This is a genomic window from Streptomyces sp. NPDC050738, assembly GCF_040654175.1.
Lineage (GTDB): Bacteria > Actinomycetota > Actinomycetes > Streptomycetales > Streptomycetaceae > Streptomyces.
Map to the genome: position 1 here is coordinate 1 of NZ_JBFAHN010000012.1, position 13,948 is coordinate 13,948.

A 13,948-nucleotide genomic window follows, 5' to 3' on the forward strand; every position below is an offset into this window, starting at 1 on the left:
CGCCCGGTTACATTCCGAACCCGGAAGCTAAGCCTTTCAGCGCCGATGGTACTGCAGGGGGGACCCTGTGGGAGAGTAGGACGCCGCCGAACAATTTTTAGCCTCAACCCCCGAGCCATGCTCGGGGGTTGAGGCATTTTTGCGTTCAATTCCAGGGCTACCTCCGGTCGTCCTGCCTGCGGCCGCCTGCCTGGGAGCGCGAGCCGAAGCCTCTGTGCTCTCGGCGGTAGCGGCGGTCGAAGCGGTTCTGGGCGTCGCGGCGGTCTCGGTAGGCGCGGTACTCCTCGTTGCGGGAGCGGCCCTTGCCGCTCGGGCGGCCGTACTGGACGTACACGAAGATGAGTACGGCGGCAGCCACCCAGAGGACCGGCTTGACGATTCCCGCGGCGAGCAGGAGCACGATCAGGGCGAAGAGCAGTGCGGACATGGTGGGTTCCTCCCTACGCCGCTTTTGCGATCTCCGGTTCGGGGGTGTCCGTCGTCCGGTCGGCGACGACCGGGAGCAGGCGGATCAGGCCCGTTGCCGTGAGGGACTTGACCACCACATCGCTGGGGGCGACCAGGTGGAGGCCGCCTCCCTGACGGCGGGCGCGGCGTGCTGCTGCGAACAGGATGCCCAGCGCGCGGTGGTCACAGACGGTTACGGCCGAGAGGTTGAGCGTGAGCCTGGTGCCGGGCGGCAGACCGCTCAGGCGGGCGCGGAGTGTCGGCAGAGCCGCCAGGTCCAGGCTTCCGGTGACAGTGATGGGGCGTGAGGTGAGCTTGAGCTGGGTGTGCACCGGGCCTCCTCGGAGCGGGAACCGCTCTTTGACGCTGCCGGGGGCTGGGGCTTCAACACGCAGTGTAGTCCTGGCAGTTCGGCGTTGACAGGGGCAACTGCCAGATGTTCCACGACGGGATGTGGGCGGAGGGGCGACACTGGAGGTATGTGCCGGAGTATCAAGACCCTTCGCCCGCCCGTCCTCTCTGAGGAAGCCACCGAGGACGACGTCCGGGCCGCTGCCCTTCAGTACGTACGGAAGGTGTCCGGGTTCCGGGCTCCCGCCGAACACAACCGGGAGGTGTTCGAGCGCGCCGTCCAGGAGATCGCGGCCGCGACGCAGGCGCTGCTGGACGGGCTAGAAGTACGAGGGGGAGCGGCGGCTAAGCGGCCGGCGTCGGAGCCGGGCGCCGCATGAGCAAGGCCGCCAGGGTGCCGGCGCCGAAGAGGGCGAGGACGGAGACCGCCGTGCCCAGCCAGCTCGCGCCGAGCCACTGGCCGCCGAAGTAGCCGAGGCCCACGCTGTAGACCGCCCAGGCCACGCCTGCCAGCGCCGACCAGGGGAGGAACTCCTTGGCCTTGCGGTGTGCGGCGCCCGCGCCCAGGGAGACCACCGAACGGCCTGCCGGTGCGAAGCGTGCGATGACCACCAGGATGCCGCCGCCGCGTGCCAGGGCGGTGCCGAGACGTTCCTGCGCGCTGGTCAGGCGACGGGAGCGGGCGATGGCCCGGTCCAGGCGTGCGCCGCCGCGCCAGGCCAGCCGGTAGGCCACCAGGTCGCCCACGACCGAGGCGGTCGCGGCGGAGAGGGTCAGGAAGAGCAGGTCGGGGACGTTGTGCGGGACCTCGCCCGCGACCGTCGTAGAGCCTGCGGCCGCCGCCGTCGCCGCGGTGATCACGAGGACGCCGCTGGGGAGGAGAGGCACAAAGACGTCGAGTACGACGGAGAGGGCCACCACGGCATAGATCCATGGGCTGCTTGTCAGCGCACCCACACTCTCCAGCACTTCAGGCTCCCCGTTCTCTGCGGCTTTGCGGGTCTGTGGACCCGCATCTCTGTGCCGCGTTACAGCCATACAGCGTACGCCGGATGTTTCTGGTGAGTTGCTGTGGGGCGCCTGTTGTTCGAAATCTCACGTTCACCCGGGTGGTGCAATCGGCACGCGGGTTTCCCCTGGTCGCGCCGAGGCTGGTGGGTCAGGGGGCTAGCGCGAGGAGTGTTCGATGGTGGCAGGTGCACTGGCCGGAGCCGCGGCTCTGGTGATGTTGACGGGTGCTGTGGGCGGCGGCGGTGGCTCGGGGCCCGCTGACGCGTACTGGATGCGGGCCGAGGCGCGGTTCGCGCCGCCGACCGCCTTCGTGCCGTCCCCTGCGGTCACGTACGACATGGGACTGGTGCCCGCCGCGGCCTGGATCCAGGTCGAGCAGCGGACCAATCCGTCGGGGACGCGGGTCTCGGCGCGGGTGAAGGGGCTGCAGCCCGGCCATGCGTACGGGGTGCACGTGCACACCAAGCCCTGTGGCTACACGGGCGAGGCCGCAGGGCCGCACTATCAGAACGTGGCGAGCCCGAAGGCGGACCCGGCCAACGAGGTGTGGCTCGACTTCACCACCGACGCGAAAGGCGCCGCGAGCGCGAGCGCCCGGCACCGGTGGGGGTTCCGGGCCGGGGAGGCGGCGTCCGTGGTGATCCACCGGGATCCGGGCGGGGCCGGGGACCGGGTGGCGTGCTTCACGGTGCCGTTCGGGCAGCCCGTGTGGGGCGGTTGAGGTGAGGGACCGGGGGCGCGCGGGAACGCGCGCCCCCGGTCCGTCAGGCCGAGGCTCCGGCGAGTGCGGGCTCGCGGCGGCGGGCCGGCAGCAGGCGGCTCAGCGCCAGTGCGCCGGGGCCGGTGAAGACCAGCAGCAGGAAGGCCCAGCAGAACATCGCGGAGGCCTCGCCGCCGTTCTGGATCGGCCACAGCGCGCTGGACTGGTGGACGTCGAAGTAGGCGTACGCCATCGAGCCCGAGGCGATCAGGGCCGCCGGGCGGGTGAGCAGGCCGGCGAGCACCAGGACCCCGCAGACCAGCTGGATGACGGCCGCGTACCAGCCGGGCCAGGTGCCCGCGTCGACCGTGGATCCGCCCAGGACGCCGAAGAGCGCTGCGGCGCCGTGGCAGGCGAAGAGCAGGCCGGTGACGATGCGGAAGAGGGCGAGCGCGTAGGGCTGCGCGCTTTCGGTGCGTTCGGTCAGCGAAGACATGACGGAGGGACTCCTTCGGTGGGGGACGACCGGAGGATGCCTAGATTAGGTAAGCCTTATAAGTGCTTGCAAGTTCAAGTGTGTGTGGTGTGTGTCAACTCTTGTTTCAGGACGGTGTCCAGTCGGGCGCCTTTGCCGCTCTTCCGTGCCTGGTCGAGGCGGAGTTCCGCCGTACGGGCGCGCAGGGTCAGTGTCATCAGCTGGTTTCCGAACCAAGGGCCGCCGTCCTTGGCCCAGTTGACGACGGGGCGGTCGATCCGGCCGTGGCGCGTCAGTGCGTGGCCGATCCGCCGGCCGGCCCGGCTCCAGCCGAATCGGAAGCCGCGGCGGACGTACGCGGGGATGCTGTTGTGGACCGGGGAGCAGGTCAGCTGGAGTACGCGGGCGTTGGGTGCAGCGCCGTCGGGCCAGTGCGGTTCGGTCATGTACGCGTGGTGGACGTCGCCCGACAGGACGCAGATCGTGGCCGGTGCGTCGGGGCCCGTGCCCGCGCGGGCGATCAGGCGCGTGAGGCGTTCGAAGGAGTCGGGGAAGGCGGCCCAGTGCTCCAAGTCGGCCTTCCTGCGCAGCTTTTCGCCGAAGCGGGCCCAGCGCTCGCCGCGCACTCCGCGGCACAGCGCCGCGTTCCAGCTCTCCGCGTCGTGGATGAGCGGCGGCAGCAGCCAGGGGAGCGAGGTGCCGATCAGGAGGTGGTCGTACGTCCCCGGGGCGTCCAGCGCCTGGTCCCGTAGCCACTGGGACTCGGCGGTGTCCAGCATCGAGCGGTTCTGCTCGTCGAGGACGCGGGAGGCGCGGGAGTCGACCATCAGGAGACGGGTGCGGCCGAAATCGCGGCGGTAGCTCCAGCGGGTGAAGGCGGGGTCCGCGTCGGCCGACGTCGCGAACTCCCGCAGCAGGTCGGTGCCGTCGGGGGTCGAGCGGACTGCCGCGTAGAGCGGATCGGTGGCCAGTTCGGCGGGGGAGAGGTTGCCCAGGTGCTGGTGGACCCAGTACGACATCAGGCCGCTGAGGATGCGCTCCTGCCACCAGTGGGTGGCGCGGATGTCGGTCCGCCAGGAGGCGCTGGTGTTCCAGTCGTCGATGACGTCGTGATCGTCGAAGATCATGCTGCTGGGGACGGTGGAGAGCAGCCAGCGCACTTCGGGGTCGAGCCAGGACTCGTAGTAGAGGCGGGTGTACTCCTCGTAGTCCGCGACCTCGGCTCCCGGTGCGTCGCGCAGGTCGCGGCGGGCGGCCAGCCAGCGGCGGGTGGCCTTCGAGGTCTCGTCCGCGTAGACCTGGTCGCCCAGGAGGAGCAGGACGTCGGGGCGTTCTGCGGTGGGGTCGGCGGCGAGCGCGGCGGCCAGGGTGTCGAGTGCGTCGGGGCCCACGGGGTCCGGCTCGCCGTGCGCGGGGGCCGCCCAGCGGCAGGAGCCGAAGGAGACGCGGACGGTGTCGGCGGAGGGGGCGGGGGTGCGGATCGTCGAGACGGGGAACGCCGACTCCTCCAGGGGCCACACCCGGGCGCCGTCCAGGCGGACTTCGTAGGGATGGTCGGAGTCCGGGCGCAGTCCGGTCACCGGTATCAGGGCGTAGTGGTGCCCGGCTATCTGGAACGTGCGCGCGCTGCCGCCCGCGCCGTCCTCGCAGCGGACCTCGGCGGTGCACGGCCGGTCCGCCTCGACCCAGACGGTCGCCGACTCGCCCCGCTCCCAGTCGACGTACCTCAGCAGTGGTCCCAGGCGCAGCGCCGTCATGTGTTGCCCTCCTCCGTCGCCCCGTACCGTACGGAACGACGGAGGGTCCTGGACAGGTTCCTGTCCTGGCCGGGTCTTGATCAGCAGCCGTTGAGGACGCTGCTGAGCGCGCTTTTCTCGGCCGAGTCGACCTTGAGCTTGTAGTAGTACTTCACCTGGACCCAGGCCCTGACGTACGTGCAGCGGTAGGCGGTGCGCGGCGGGAGCCAGGTGGCGGGGTCCTGGTCGCTCTTGGACTGGTTGACGTTGTCCGTGACGGCGATGAGCTGGGGGCGGGTCAGGTCGTTGGCGAACGCCTGGCGCTGGGCGGTGGTCCAGCTGTTCGCGCCCGACTTCCAGGCCTCGGCGAGCGGGACCATGTGGTCGATGTCCACGTCGGAGGCGGCGGTCCAGGTGGCGCCGTCGTACTGGGAGTACCAACTGCCGCTCGTCGCCGAGCAGGTGGAGGACTGGACGACGTTCGTGCCGTCGCGCTTGAGGATCACCTCGCGGGTGTCGCAGCTGCCGGACTGGGTGATCCAGTGCGGGAACAGGTCGCGGCTGTAGCCGGAGGTGGAGCCGGCCGCGGCGACCGTGAGCGAGGACAGGTAGGTGCGCGCGGTGGCGGCGCTGACCGGGGTGGGCAGGGCGGCCTGGGCGGAAGGGGCGCTGATGAGGCCGGTGACGGCGAGGGCGGCGGTCGCCGTGGCGACGGCTATTCGACGCGCGTAGATACCTGACATGCGAACTCCCTTGGGGGGTGAGGGGGTTGGGTGTTCGGGACTCGGTCATCGTGATGGCGCGGGATTTCCGTGGGGTGTGCGCCGGGTAACAGGATGGCGACATGGACACGTCAGTTCAAGGGGTGGGGGTGGTCCTGATTCGCCTCTGCAGCCCTACAGTTGGCGCGTGCTGCTGCCCGTGAACGTGACGCTGGGCGTCGTCCTTGCCGTGCTTCTGCTCGTCGCCGGTGTCGTCGCGGCGCTCGCACGGCTGGGGCTGGGGCGCGCGATTCTCGCGGCGGGGGCGCGGGCCGCCGTGCAGCTCGCCGTGGTCGCGCTGTTGATCGGGTGGGTCGTGCGCAGCGGGCTGAGTTTCGGTTTCGTGGCGCTGATGTTCGCCGTGGCCGTACGGACCGCGGGGCGGCGCATCACGAAGAACGGCACCTGGTGGTGGGCTGCGGCACCCATCGCGGCCGGAGTTCTTCCCGTGGTGGTCGTGCTGCTGGCGACCGGTCTCGTGCCGGTGGGCGGGATCGCCGTCATTCCGGTCACCGGAATCCTCATCGGCGGGGCGCTGACCGCGACCGTCCTCGGCGGGCGGCGCGCGCTCGACGAACTGGGGATCAGGAAGGGAGAGGTCGAGGCGGGGATGGCGCTCGGGCTGCTCGATCGCGAGGCGCGGATGGAGGTGGCCAGGCCGGTCGCATCCGATGCGCTGCTGCCCGGGCTCGACCAGACGCGGACCGTGGGTCTGGTCACACTGCCGGGGGCCTTCGTGGGCATGCTGCTCGGGGGTGCTTCGCCCGTGGAGGCCGGGGCTGTGCAGCTGTTCGTGCTGGTCGCGCTGCTGGCGGTGCAGGCGGTGGCCGTGGCGGTCGTGCTCGAGCTGGTGGCCCTGGGGCGGCTGCACCGGGTACCCTGAACGGAGCAGAAGGGGAGTAGCTCTTCGCCGGACCGTCGACATACTGCTGGGACTCGTTCCAGCCGGCGCCCGGAGGCGGACGTGCTTTTTGTCCGCCAGCGAGACCTTCGGCCGCAGTGTTCTTTTGACGCTGCCGTGCCGAAGCGACCCCATTTCAGGCTGTGGAATCAGGTCCTCTCGGTGTGGGCAGCCCGACCGATTGAGGAACTCAACTCGTGATCAACTTCACGATCCTGGCGATCACCTTCGGTGTCGTCTTTCTCGCCGAACTTCCGGACAAGACCGCTCTGGCCGGGCTGATGCTCGGGACGCGGTACAAGGCGTCGTATGTGTTCGTGGGCGTCGCTGCTGCTTTTGCCGTGCATGTGGCGCTTGCCATTGCGCTCGGGAGCGTGCTGACGCTCATTCCGCACCGGCTGTTGCAGGGGATCGTGGGTCTTCTCTTCCTGGCCGGGGCGGCGATGCTGCTCTTCAAGAAGGACGAGGGGGAGGAAGAGGTCAAGGCACCTTCCGACCAGTCCTTCTGGAAAGTGGCCGGGGCCGGGTTCATGCTGATTCTGGTCGCTGAATTCGGCGATCTGACGCAGATCATGACGGCGAACCTGGCGGCTCGGTACGACGATCCGGTGTCGGTGGGGATCGGGGCCGTGCTGGCGCTCTGGGCTGTGGCGGGGCTGGGGATTCTGGGTGGGCGGACGCTGATGAAGTACGTGCCGCTGCGGCTCATCACCAAGGTGGCGGCCTGCTTGATGATCGCGCTGGCCGGGTTCAGCCTCTATGAGGCGATCGTCGGCTGAGGTGGGGGCGGGGGTGCGGCTGTGGGTGCGGGTGGGGCCGCTGCGCGGGGCTTGTCCCCAGGCCCGCCCCTTCCCGAAACTGGGGCTGTGCCCCAGGCCCCCGAGCCCCGGCGAGGCGGGGGCTTCGCCCCCGCTTCGGGGGCTCTGCCCCCGGACCCCCGGTCCTCAATCGCCGGACGGCTTGATTTTGCCGGGCGTGGGCTTGAGGGATGCGGGTGGAGCGGGTCAGGTCGTGACGTGGACCTCTACCGTGCCGTCCGCTCCCTCGACCACCCGCACGTGCGTCAGGTCGGGGACGTACGCCGTCGGTGCGTACGCATGCGCCCTCGGGCCCACTCCCACCACGCGCATCCCCGCCGCGCGACCCGCCTCCACGCCGGCCTCCGAGTCCTCGAACACGATGCAGTCCTCGGGGGCGAAGCCCAGTTCCGCCGCGCCCTTGAGGAAGCCCTCGGGGTCCGGCTTGCTGGCGCTGACGCCCTCTGCCGTGACGCGGGTCAGCGGCATCCGCAGGTCCGAAGCCGTCATGCGCGCCTGGGCCAGGGCCTCGTCCGCCGAGGTCACCAGGGCGTGGGGGAGCGAGGCGATCGCGGTCATGAAGGCGGGGGCTCCGGGGACCGGGACGACGCCCTCCGTGTCGGCCGTCTCCAGGGCGAGCATCTCGCGGTTGTCCGCGTAGTTCTCCTCCATCGGGCGGCCGGGGAGGAGCACGGCCATCGTCGCGTAGCCCTGGCGTCCGTGGACGACCTTCAGCGCCTCGACGGGGTCGAGGCCGTGGTCGACGGCCCAGCGGTGCCAGATGCGCTCCACCGCGGCGTCGGAGTTGACGAGTGTGCCGTCCATGTCCAGGAGGAGGGCGCGTGCGGTCAGGACGGTCGTCATCAGATGACTCCAGGTTGTGCGCGGGAGCAGCGGGAAGCGGGTGCGCTGAGAGACAAAGAAGGCCCCGTCCGCCGGTCAGGGAGTACGGACGGAGCCACTTTGTTTCTCCATGGTACAAAACCCGGGCTCCCTCGCGCCACCCGGCCCCCTCGGCTACGGCTCCTGTGTCGATGCTTCCAAGGTCTTGCGCGTCTGCGGTCCGTAGACGCCCGAAGGGTCGCCCTGGATGCTCATCCAGGACTGGTACTCGCGGACCGCGTCCTCGACCTGTTCGTTGAAGTGGCCCGTGGTCGGGCCCTGGTACACCCAGGCCTGTTGCAGGCGCTTCTGGAGTTCCGTCACCTCCGGGCCGTCGTCTCCCTTGCGCAGTACGGGCGCGGCCGGCGCGGTCGAGGGGGCGTCCGGTGTCGGGGTCGGCGACGGGGTGCGTACGGTGCCGGTCGCCCGGGCCGTCGACAGGGACGGGGTGGGTGTGGGGGGCCGTTCCTTCGAGCGGGTCGGGGACGGCGTGGGGCGTGACGGTTTCGGCGTGGGCGAAGGGCTGTGCGCCGAGGCCGACGGCTGCGGCGGGGCGGCGGTCCCGTCCGGCGCGGGTGCGGTCGTCGGCGCGATCGGCAGCGCGTCGCTGGAGCCGTCGCCGTCGCCGGAGAAGAGGCCGCCCGCGAAGGCCGCCGTGCCGATCACCGCGAGCGCCGCCGTGCCGACCGCCAGGAGGGCCAAGGGTCTTCGGCGGCGCGGCCGTGCGGGCGGGGAGGCCGGGAACTCGGGGGGCCGGACTTCTTCACGTACCGGAACGAGCGGCTGCGTCTCGTACGCCGCCCCCACCACGTCGTCCGCCTCGTCCGGCTCCGGATCCGGCAGATTGACGTACGGACGTATCCGCAGCGGCTCGAAATCGTCGTCCTCGTGCACGGTGGGCCCCTCCCCCTAGAACTCGCGGTGATTATGCCGCAGCCCGAGGATGGGGCCATGGCTCAGGAAACACCCGCCGCCCCGGCCGTCGACATCCAGCCACAGCGCAGCGTCCTCGTCGCGATGGGCGCACTGCTGCTCGGCATGCTGCTCGCCGCGCTCGACCAGACCATCGTCTCCACCGCGCTCCCGACGATCGTCAGCGATCTCGGCGGCATGGAGCACATGTCCTGGGTGGTCACCGCGTACATGCTGGCGGCGACCGCGGCCACGCCGCTCTGGGGCAAGATCGGCGACATGTACGGCCGGAAGCGCGTCTTCCAGACCGTCATCGTGATCTTCCTGATCGGCTCCGCGCTGAGCGGTCTCGCCCAGAACATGCCGGAACTGATCGCCTTCCGCGCACTCCAGGGCATCGGCGGCGGCGGTCTGATGTCGCTGTCGATGGCGATCGTCGGCGACATTGTCCCGCCGCGTGAACGCGGGCGCTACCAAGGGTTGTTCGGGTCCGTATTCGGGATTGCCAGCGTGCTCGGGCCGCTGCTCGGCGGGGTGTTCGTCGACAATCTGTCGTGGCGGTGGGTCTTCTACATCAACCTGCCGATCGGCATCGTCGCGCTGATCGTGATCGCCGCCGTACTGCACATCCCCGTCCGCTCCACCCAGCACAAGATCGACTACACGGGCATCACCCTGCTCGCCGCGATCGCCGCCGCCATCGTGCTGGTCACCTCGCTGGGCGGAGTGACCTGGGGGTGGGGGTCGTGGCAGATCATCGGGCTCTGCGTGCTCGCCGTCGTCATGATCATTGTGTTCGTGCCGCAGCAGCGTCGGGCCAAGGAACCCGTGCTGCCGCCCAAGCTCTTCAGCAATGCCGTGTTCGTCGTCTGCTCGCTGATCGGCTTCATCGTCGGCTTCGCGATGTTCGGCGCGATGACCTATCTGCCGCTGTTCCTGCAGATCGTGCGCGGTGTCAGCCCCACCATGTCCGGCATGCACATGCTGCCGATGGTGATCGGCATGCTGATCTCGTCGATCGGGTGCGGGAGGCTCGTCTCCAGCACCGGGCGCTACAAGATCTTCCCGATCGTCGGTACGGCACTGACCGCCGTCGGGCTGCTGCTGCTCCATCAGCTCTCCGAGAGCACCAGCGATCTGGTCATGGGGCTGTTCTTCGCCGTCTTCGGGCTGGGGCTCGGGTTCGTGCTGCCGATTCTCACGCTCGCCGTGCAGAACGCCGTCGGATACGAGGACCTGGGCGTCGCCACCGCGGGCGTCACCTTCTTCCGCTCCATCGGCGCCTGTGTCGGAGTCGCCGTCTTCGGCACCATCTTCAACAGCAGGCTCGACACACATCTGGCCGACGCCCTCGCCGGACAGCAGCTCCCGCCCGGCTTCTCCCCGGCCGCCGTACAGGCCGACCCGAAGGGCATCGCCGCACTGCCGGCCGCGCTCGCCCAGTCGATCCTGCACGCCTACTCGGTGTCGGTCACCGATGTCTTCCTCTGGGCCGTGCCGGTCGCCCTCGTCGCCTTCGTCGTCTCCTTCTTCCTGAAGGAGATTCCGGTCCGCACCTCGGTCACCGCCCCGGACATGAGCGAGACCGTCGGCACCAACCCGGTCCAGCGCTCCAGTTACGACGAAGTGGCGCGCGCCCTGACGGTGCTCGGCACCCGCGAGGGACGCAAGAAGCTCTACGTCGACATCACCGAGCGCGCCGGGCTCGATCTGCTGCCCGCCGCCAGCTGGATGGTGCTGCGCATCCGCAAGCACGGCACGGTGCGCCCGGCCGAGCTGGCCGAACGGGCGCCCGTACCGCTGCCGGTGATCATCGAGGCCGGAGCGCAGCTGGAGGAGCGGGGCCTCGCGCGGCGGGAGGGCGTGGAACTCGTCCTGACGGAGCGCGGTGCGCAGACGTCGGTCGCGCTGGCCTCCGCGCGCGAGGACGCGCTCTCCACGCTGCTCGGCGACTGGTGGGGGCCCGACCGGCCCACGGACCTGGTCCGTCTCGTGGAGGAGCTGAGCGAGGAGATGGGCGGGTCGCACCGGGAGTTGCCGCAGGGTTAGGGGGCCTGGGCGGTCAGATCTTTGGCGTACCAGATCTCGGAGTACTCCTCGGCCGGCTTGTACCGCGGGATCTCCTCGTAGCCGTGCCGTAGGTACACCGTGCGCGCCTCGATCAGGTCGAGCCGCGTGTCCAGCACGATGCGCTGCGTCCCCAGGGCGCGCGCCGCGTCCTCCAGGGCGTTCATCAGCAGGCCGCTGCCGCCCTTGCCCCGGTACTCGGGGCGGATGAAGACGCGGGTGAGCTCGGAGATCCCGGGCGCGAAGCGCAGGATGCCGGCGCAGGCCGCGGGCTCGCCGTCGTACCGGCCGACGAGGAACTCGCCCGTGGGGGAAGCCAGTTGCTCGACCCCGTCGTCCTGCAGGCCCTCGTCGATCTCCGCCTCGGTCGCAGGGCGCTTCCAGTAGCTGCTGGCCACGTCGTAGTAGTACGCGCGGCGCAGTGAGGTGGCGACGGGGGAGTCGAAGGGCTCGGGGGCCAAGGTCCAGTTCACCGGAGCATTCTGCGGGGCAATGCGCCGTTTGGCATCCGAATTTGCGGCTACCCGGTCCGCCAGAAGCTACGTCCGAGAGCACCGGGAAGGTATCCATGTCCACAGTCGTGATCATCATCATGATCGTGGTGGTCGTCGCAGTCGTCGCCGCGGTCCTCTATGTGGGGGCCAACCGGCGCGGCGGCGCCGGCCGCGGCGGGCTGAAGCGGCGCTTCGGCCCGGAGTACGACCGTGTCGTCGCGCACCACGACGGTGACACCAAGGCAGCCGAGCGGGAGCTCGGCGAGCGGGTGAAGCGCCATGGCTCGATGGAGTCGCGGCCGCTGCCTGCCGAGGCGCGCGAGCGGTACGTGGCGCACTGGGCCGGACTCCAGGAGCAGTTCGTGGACTCCCCGCAGAAGGCGGTCGCGGAGGCGGACCGGCTGATCGCCGCGCTCGCCCACGACCGGGGGTTCCCGGACGGCACGCAGTACGAGGAGCAGGCCGCCGCGCTGTCCGTACACCACGGGGCGCACGTCAACGGCTACCGGCGGGTGCACCGTTCGATACGGGCGGAAGGCGCGGAGGGCAGTGACACCGAGGAGCTGCGGGCGTCGATGCTGGAGGCGCGCGGGCTCTTCGACGCGCTGATCGCCGAACGTCCGCAGGACCGTGAACGACGGCTTCCGCAGCGGGAGCCGAAGGAGTCGAGGGACTCGAAGGACTCGAAGGCGCGCGTGCTGCCGGGCCGGCAGGCGCGGGGACCTGAGAAGGGCGGGGTGTGATGACGTACGTACCTGAACGGCAGCCGGAGGTACCGGAGCAGGCCGGAGCCGGAGCCAAGCGGCCGGTCCTCGGGCCGGATGCGACAGCGGAAAGCCTGCCGCGCGATCCGGCGGTGGGCCGCACCGAGGGGCGCGACGGGCGCGAGGGGCCGGGCGCTCCGCCTCCCGTGCCGGACGGAGCGTCCGCCGCAGGGCGGGCCGAGGTCCGGGCCGAGAGCAGGGCGGACGGGGCCGAGCCGCTGATACCGGTGAGCGAGCGGGAGAAGCTGTCCCACCGCCTCCAGCAGGCCGTCAACGGATTCGTCGACGGCCCGCACCATGCGGTCGAAGAGGCGGACCGGGTCTTCGAGGAGACGGTCAAGCGGGTGACCGACACCCTCACCGAGCGGTGCGGCACGCTCCGTACCGCATGGAACGGGCAGGAGCACGAGTCCGCGACCGAGGAGCTGCGGGTCGCGCTCCGTACGTACCGCGAGGTGACGGAGCGACTGCTGGAGCTGTGATCAGCGGGTTCGGCGGGTCATGAGGACTGTGGCTTCGGGGAGGCCTGCTGGACCACCTCGAAGGACCACAGGGCAGAGCCGGAGGCGGCGGGCTTGGGACGCTCGCCGCCTTCACCGCTGCCGCCGCCGTGGGCGCCGCGCATGGAGGTCGCCATCCACTTCTCGAAGTCGGCCTCGGAAGCCCAGCGCGTGTAGACGAGGTACTGGTCGGTTCCGTCGACGGGGCGCAGCAGCTCGAACCACTCGAAGCCGTCGGAGTTCTCCACGGATCCTGCGCGGGAGGCGAAGCGCTTCTCCAGGACTTCGCGCTGTTCGGCGGGCACTTCCAGGACATTGATCTTCACGATGCTCATGAGGGCAGGATAGGTGCGGCCTTCCCGGAGGCCTTCAACCGGCGTACCGCGAAGTCGGCGATGCGGAAGTGGCTCCATGTCGTACGGAACGCGAAGTGGCCGCTCGTGTACGGGGCCGGGTCCCGGTAGTCGAAGACGAGTCGACCGTTGTTCCACCACTGGACGGTGGAGCCGTCGGAGACGATCCGGACGCGGTTCGGTTCGTTCGCGGTGAGCAGCGGCTGTGTGTAGTCGTAGATCAGCGGGCGGACGCCGCTCTCGCCGACGTAGCGGCGCAGGCGGGTCGTGGTGTTGTAGTTCGCGCCGTAGCCCGAGTAGTACGTCGTGAGGTGGTCGTAGTCGGCCAGCGCCCCGGTGCGGTGGGTGGCGAAGAGGTCGTCGGGGGAGCGGACGTCCGTGGCGTTCCAGAAGTTGTTGAGGTCGGAGACGCGGTCGTTGGCGCCGCCCGCCGAGACGGGTGTCGCCGTGTACGAGATGACGTACGGGCCGGTCAGCCGCTGCTTGAGCCAGACCGTGGCGCCGGCCGGCACGTCGATGTCGAGGACGCCGCGGGCGGCGGTGACGGAGCCGCCCTGCTCCAGCTCGACGGCCCAATGGCCCAGTCCGTGGCGGAAGTTGTCGGCGGCCAGGGGGCGGTGGGTGTGCGCGGATGCGGCGGTGGAGGGCAGCAGCGCTCCGGCGGCGGTGCCTGCGACGAGGGCGCCGAAGACGCGGCGGGTGGGGCGGGACATGGTGCTCCTCGGGGAAGGGGGAGGGTTGGTGATCGGCCCGGTCCACCCTGTCGGTCGAATCGCTTCGACACCAGACCATCGCGG

Annotated in this window: 18 protein-coding genes and 1 rRNA gene; 8 read left to right on the forward strand and 11 right to left on the reverse strand. The window is 70.4% G+C overall.

All coding sequences use genetic code 11. The annotated features are described in order from the left end of the window. A 5S ribosomal RNA gene (gene rrf, locus AB0H78_RS26890) occupies positions 1-92 on the forward strand; the annotation flags it as partial. A gap of 65 nt (positions 93-157) precedes the next feature. On the opposite strand, the gene AB0H78_RS26895 is transcribed toward rrf, so the two are convergent. Beyond that, positions 158-427 carry a hypothetical protein gene (locus tag AB0H78_RS26895; protein ID WP_363237177.1) on the reverse strand — a complete coding sequence of 90 codons (270 nt, stop codon included), beginning with the start codon at positions 425-427 and terminating at the stop codon, positions 158-160. A 13-nt stretch (positions 428-440) separates the two neighbouring features. Beyond that, positions 441-779 carry an STAS domain-containing protein gene (locus AB0H78_RS26900; protein ID WP_363237178.1) on the reverse strand — a complete coding sequence of 113 codons (339 nt, stop codon included), beginning with the start codon at positions 777-779 and terminating at the stop codon, positions 441-443. 147 nt (positions 780-926) lie between these two features. Between AB0H78_RS26900 and AB0H78_RS26905 the strand changes: the two genes are divergently transcribed. Beyond that, the gene (locus AB0H78_RS26905; protein ID WP_363237179.1) at positions 927-1,178 is read left to right on the forward strand and encodes a DUF2277 domain-containing protein; all 252 of its coding nucleotides are present in this window, start codon (positions 927-929) and stop codon (positions 1,176-1,178) included. Here the strand turns inward: AB0H78_RS26905 and AB0H78_RS26910 are convergent. Further along, complete coding sequence (locus AB0H78_RS26910) at positions 1,144-1,767, reverse strand: VTT domain-containing protein (RefSeq protein WP_363237180.1); 624 nt, start codon at positions 1,765-1,767, stop codon at positions 1,144-1,146. The two genes, AB0H78_RS26905 and AB0H78_RS26910, sit on opposite strands and share 35 nt — an antisense overlap. 217 nt (positions 1,768-1,984) lie before the next feature. On the opposite strand from AB0H78_RS26910, the gene AB0H78_RS26915 reads away from it, so the two are divergent. Next, positions 1,985-2,530, forward strand: a complete 546-nt coding sequence (locus AB0H78_RS26915) for a superoxide dismutase family protein (RefSeq protein ID WP_363237181.1) — start codon at positions 1,985-1,987, stop codon at positions 2,528-2,530. A 43-nt stretch (positions 2,531-2,573) separates the two neighbouring features. Here AB0H78_RS26915 and AB0H78_RS26920 read toward each other — a convergent pair whose 3' ends face one another. The 3 genes from AB0H78_RS26920 to AB0H78_RS26930 all read right to left on the reverse strand — a co-directional run bounded on the left by AB0H78_RS26920 (position 2,574) and on the right by AB0H78_RS26930 (position 5,463). Further along, entirely contained in the window at positions 2,574-3,005 is a 432-nt protein-coding gene (locus AB0H78_RS26920; protein WP_363237182.1) for a DoxX family protein, read from the reverse strand. Positions 3,006-3,079: 74 nt separating this feature from the next. Next, positions 3,080-4,741, reverse strand: a complete 1,662-nt coding sequence (locus AB0H78_RS26925; protein ID WP_363237184.1) for an alkaline phosphatase D family protein — start codon at positions 4,739-4,741, stop codon at positions 3,080-3,082. Between the two features lie 80 nt (positions 4,742-4,821). Next, positions 4,822-5,463: an HNH endonuclease family protein gene (locus AB0H78_RS26930; protein ID WP_363237185.1), complete on the reverse strand. Its 642-nt coding sequence runs from the start codon at positions 5,461-5,463 to the stop codon at positions 4,822-4,824. 166 nt (positions 5,464-5,629) lie between these two features. On the opposite strand from AB0H78_RS26930, the gene AB0H78_RS26935 reads away from it, so the two are divergent. Together AB0H78_RS26935 and AB0H78_RS26940 are read left to right on the forward strand one after the other, a co-directional pair. Continuing rightward, on the forward strand, positions 5,630-6,364 hold the full coding sequence (locus AB0H78_RS26935; protein ID WP_363237186.1) for an ABC transporter permease: 735 nt from the start codon (positions 5,630-5,632) through the stop codon (positions 6,362-6,364). Between the two features lie 215 nt (positions 6,365-6,579). After that, entirely contained in the window at positions 6,580-7,161 is a 582-nt protein-coding gene (locus AB0H78_RS26940; RefSeq protein ID WP_363237187.1) for a TMEM165/GDT1 family protein, read from the forward strand. Positions 7,162-7,386: 225 nt separating this feature from the next. On the opposite strand, the gene AB0H78_RS26945 is transcribed toward AB0H78_RS26940, so the two are convergent. Continuing rightward, the gene (locus AB0H78_RS26945; RefSeq protein ID WP_363237406.1) at positions 7,387-8,046 is read right to left on the reverse strand and encodes an HAD-IA family hydrolase; all 660 of its coding nucleotides are present in this window, start codon (positions 8,044-8,046) and stop codon (positions 7,387-7,389) included. A 150-nt stretch (positions 8,047-8,196) separates the two neighbouring features. After that, positions 8,197-8,955, reverse strand: a complete 759-nt coding sequence (locus AB0H78_RS26950) for a peptidoglycan-binding protein (protein WP_363237188.1) — start codon at positions 8,953-8,955, stop codon at positions 8,197-8,199. A gap of 57 nt (positions 8,956-9,012) precedes the next feature. Here AB0H78_RS26950 and AB0H78_RS26955 point away from each other — a divergent pair, with 57 nt between their 5' ends. Next, on the forward strand, positions 9,013-11,022 hold the full coding sequence (locus AB0H78_RS26955) for an MDR family MFS transporter (protein WP_363237189.1): 2,010 nt from the start codon (positions 9,013-9,015) through the stop codon (positions 11,020-11,022). Here the strand turns inward: AB0H78_RS26955 and AB0H78_RS26960 are convergent. Next, positions 11,019-11,513: a GNAT family N-acetyltransferase gene (locus tag AB0H78_RS26960; RefSeq protein WP_363237190.1), complete on the reverse strand. Its 495-nt coding sequence runs from the start codon at positions 11,511-11,513 to the stop codon at positions 11,019-11,021. The genes AB0H78_RS26955 and AB0H78_RS26960 overlap by 4 nt on opposite strands. Positions 11,514-11,608: 95 nt before the next feature. Between AB0H78_RS26960 and AB0H78_RS26965 the strand changes: the two genes are divergently transcribed. Together AB0H78_RS26965 and AB0H78_RS26970 are read left to right on the forward strand one after the other, a co-directional pair. Then, entirely contained in the window at positions 11,609-12,277 is a 669-nt protein-coding gene (locus tag AB0H78_RS26965; RefSeq protein ID WP_363237191.1) for a hypothetical protein, read from the forward strand. Beyond that, entirely contained in the window at positions 12,277-12,780 is a 504-nt protein-coding gene (locus AB0H78_RS26970) for a hypothetical protein (RefSeq protein WP_363237192.1), read from the forward strand. Before AB0H78_RS26965 ends, AB0H78_RS26970 begins: the two co-directional genes overlap by 1 nt. Positions 12,781-12,797: 17 nt before the next feature. Here AB0H78_RS26970 and AB0H78_RS26975 read toward each other — a convergent pair whose 3' ends face one another. Further along, positions 12,798-13,133, reverse strand: coding sequence for an antibiotic biosynthesis monooxygenase (locus tag AB0H78_RS26975; RefSeq protein ID WP_363237193.1), 336 nt, complete (start codon positions 13,131-13,133; stop codon positions 12,798-12,800). Continuing rightward, a complete protein-coding gene (locus AB0H78_RS26980; protein ID WP_363237194.1) occupies positions 13,130-13,864 on the reverse strand; it encodes a DUF6250 domain-containing protein in 735 nt (244 codons plus the stop codon). Before AB0H78_RS26980 ends, AB0H78_RS26975 begins: the two co-directional genes overlap by 4 nt. Positions 13,865-13,948: the final 84 nt, after the last annotated feature.

Excerpts from the sequence above, each read along its gene's own strand:
- AB0H78_RS26895 (WP_363237177.1), bottom strand. The coding sequence starts at position 427 with ATGTCCGCACTGCTCTTCGCCCTGATCGTGCTCCTGCTCGCCGCGGGA.
- AB0H78_RS26905 (WP_363237179.1), top strand. The coding sequence starts at position 927 with ATGTGCCGGAGTATCAAGACCCTTCGCCCGCCCGTCCTCTCTGAGGAA.
- AB0H78_RS26915 (WP_363237181.1), top strand. The coding sequence starts at position 1,985 with ATGGTGGCAGGTGCACTGGCCGGAGCCGCGGCTCTGGTGATGTTGACG.
- AB0H78_RS26920 (WP_363237182.1), bottom strand. The coding sequence starts at position 3,005 with ATGTCTTCGCTGACCGAACGCACCGAAAGCGCGCAGCCCTACGCGCTC.
- AB0H78_RS26925 (WP_363237184.1), bottom strand. The coding sequence starts at position 4,741 with ATGACGGCGCTGCGCCTGGGACCACTGCTGAGGTACGTCGACTGGGAG.
- AB0H78_RS26930 (WP_363237185.1), bottom strand. The coding sequence starts at position 5,463 with ATGTCAGGTATCTACGCGCGTCGAATAGCCGTCGCCACGGCGACCGCC.
- AB0H78_RS26955 (WP_363237189.1), top strand. The coding sequence starts at position 9,013 with ATGGCTCAGGAAACACCCGCCGCCCCGGCCGTCGACATCCAGCCACAG.
- AB0H78_RS26965 (WP_363237191.1), top strand. The coding sequence starts at position 11,609 with ATGTCCACAGTCGTGATCATCATCATGATCGTGGTGGTCGTCGCAGTC.
- AB0H78_RS26970 (WP_363237192.1), top strand. The coding sequence starts at position 12,277 with ATGACGTACGTACCTGAACGGCAGCCGGAGGTACCGGAGCAGGCCGGA.
- AB0H78_RS26975 (WP_363237193.1), bottom strand. The coding sequence starts at position 13,133 with ATGAGCATCGTGAAGATCAATGTCCTGGAAGTGCCCGCCGAACAGCGC.
- AB0H78_RS26980 (WP_363237194.1), bottom strand. The coding sequence starts at position 13,864 with ATGTCCCGCCCCACCCGCCGCGTCTTCGGCGCCCTCGTCGCAGGCACC.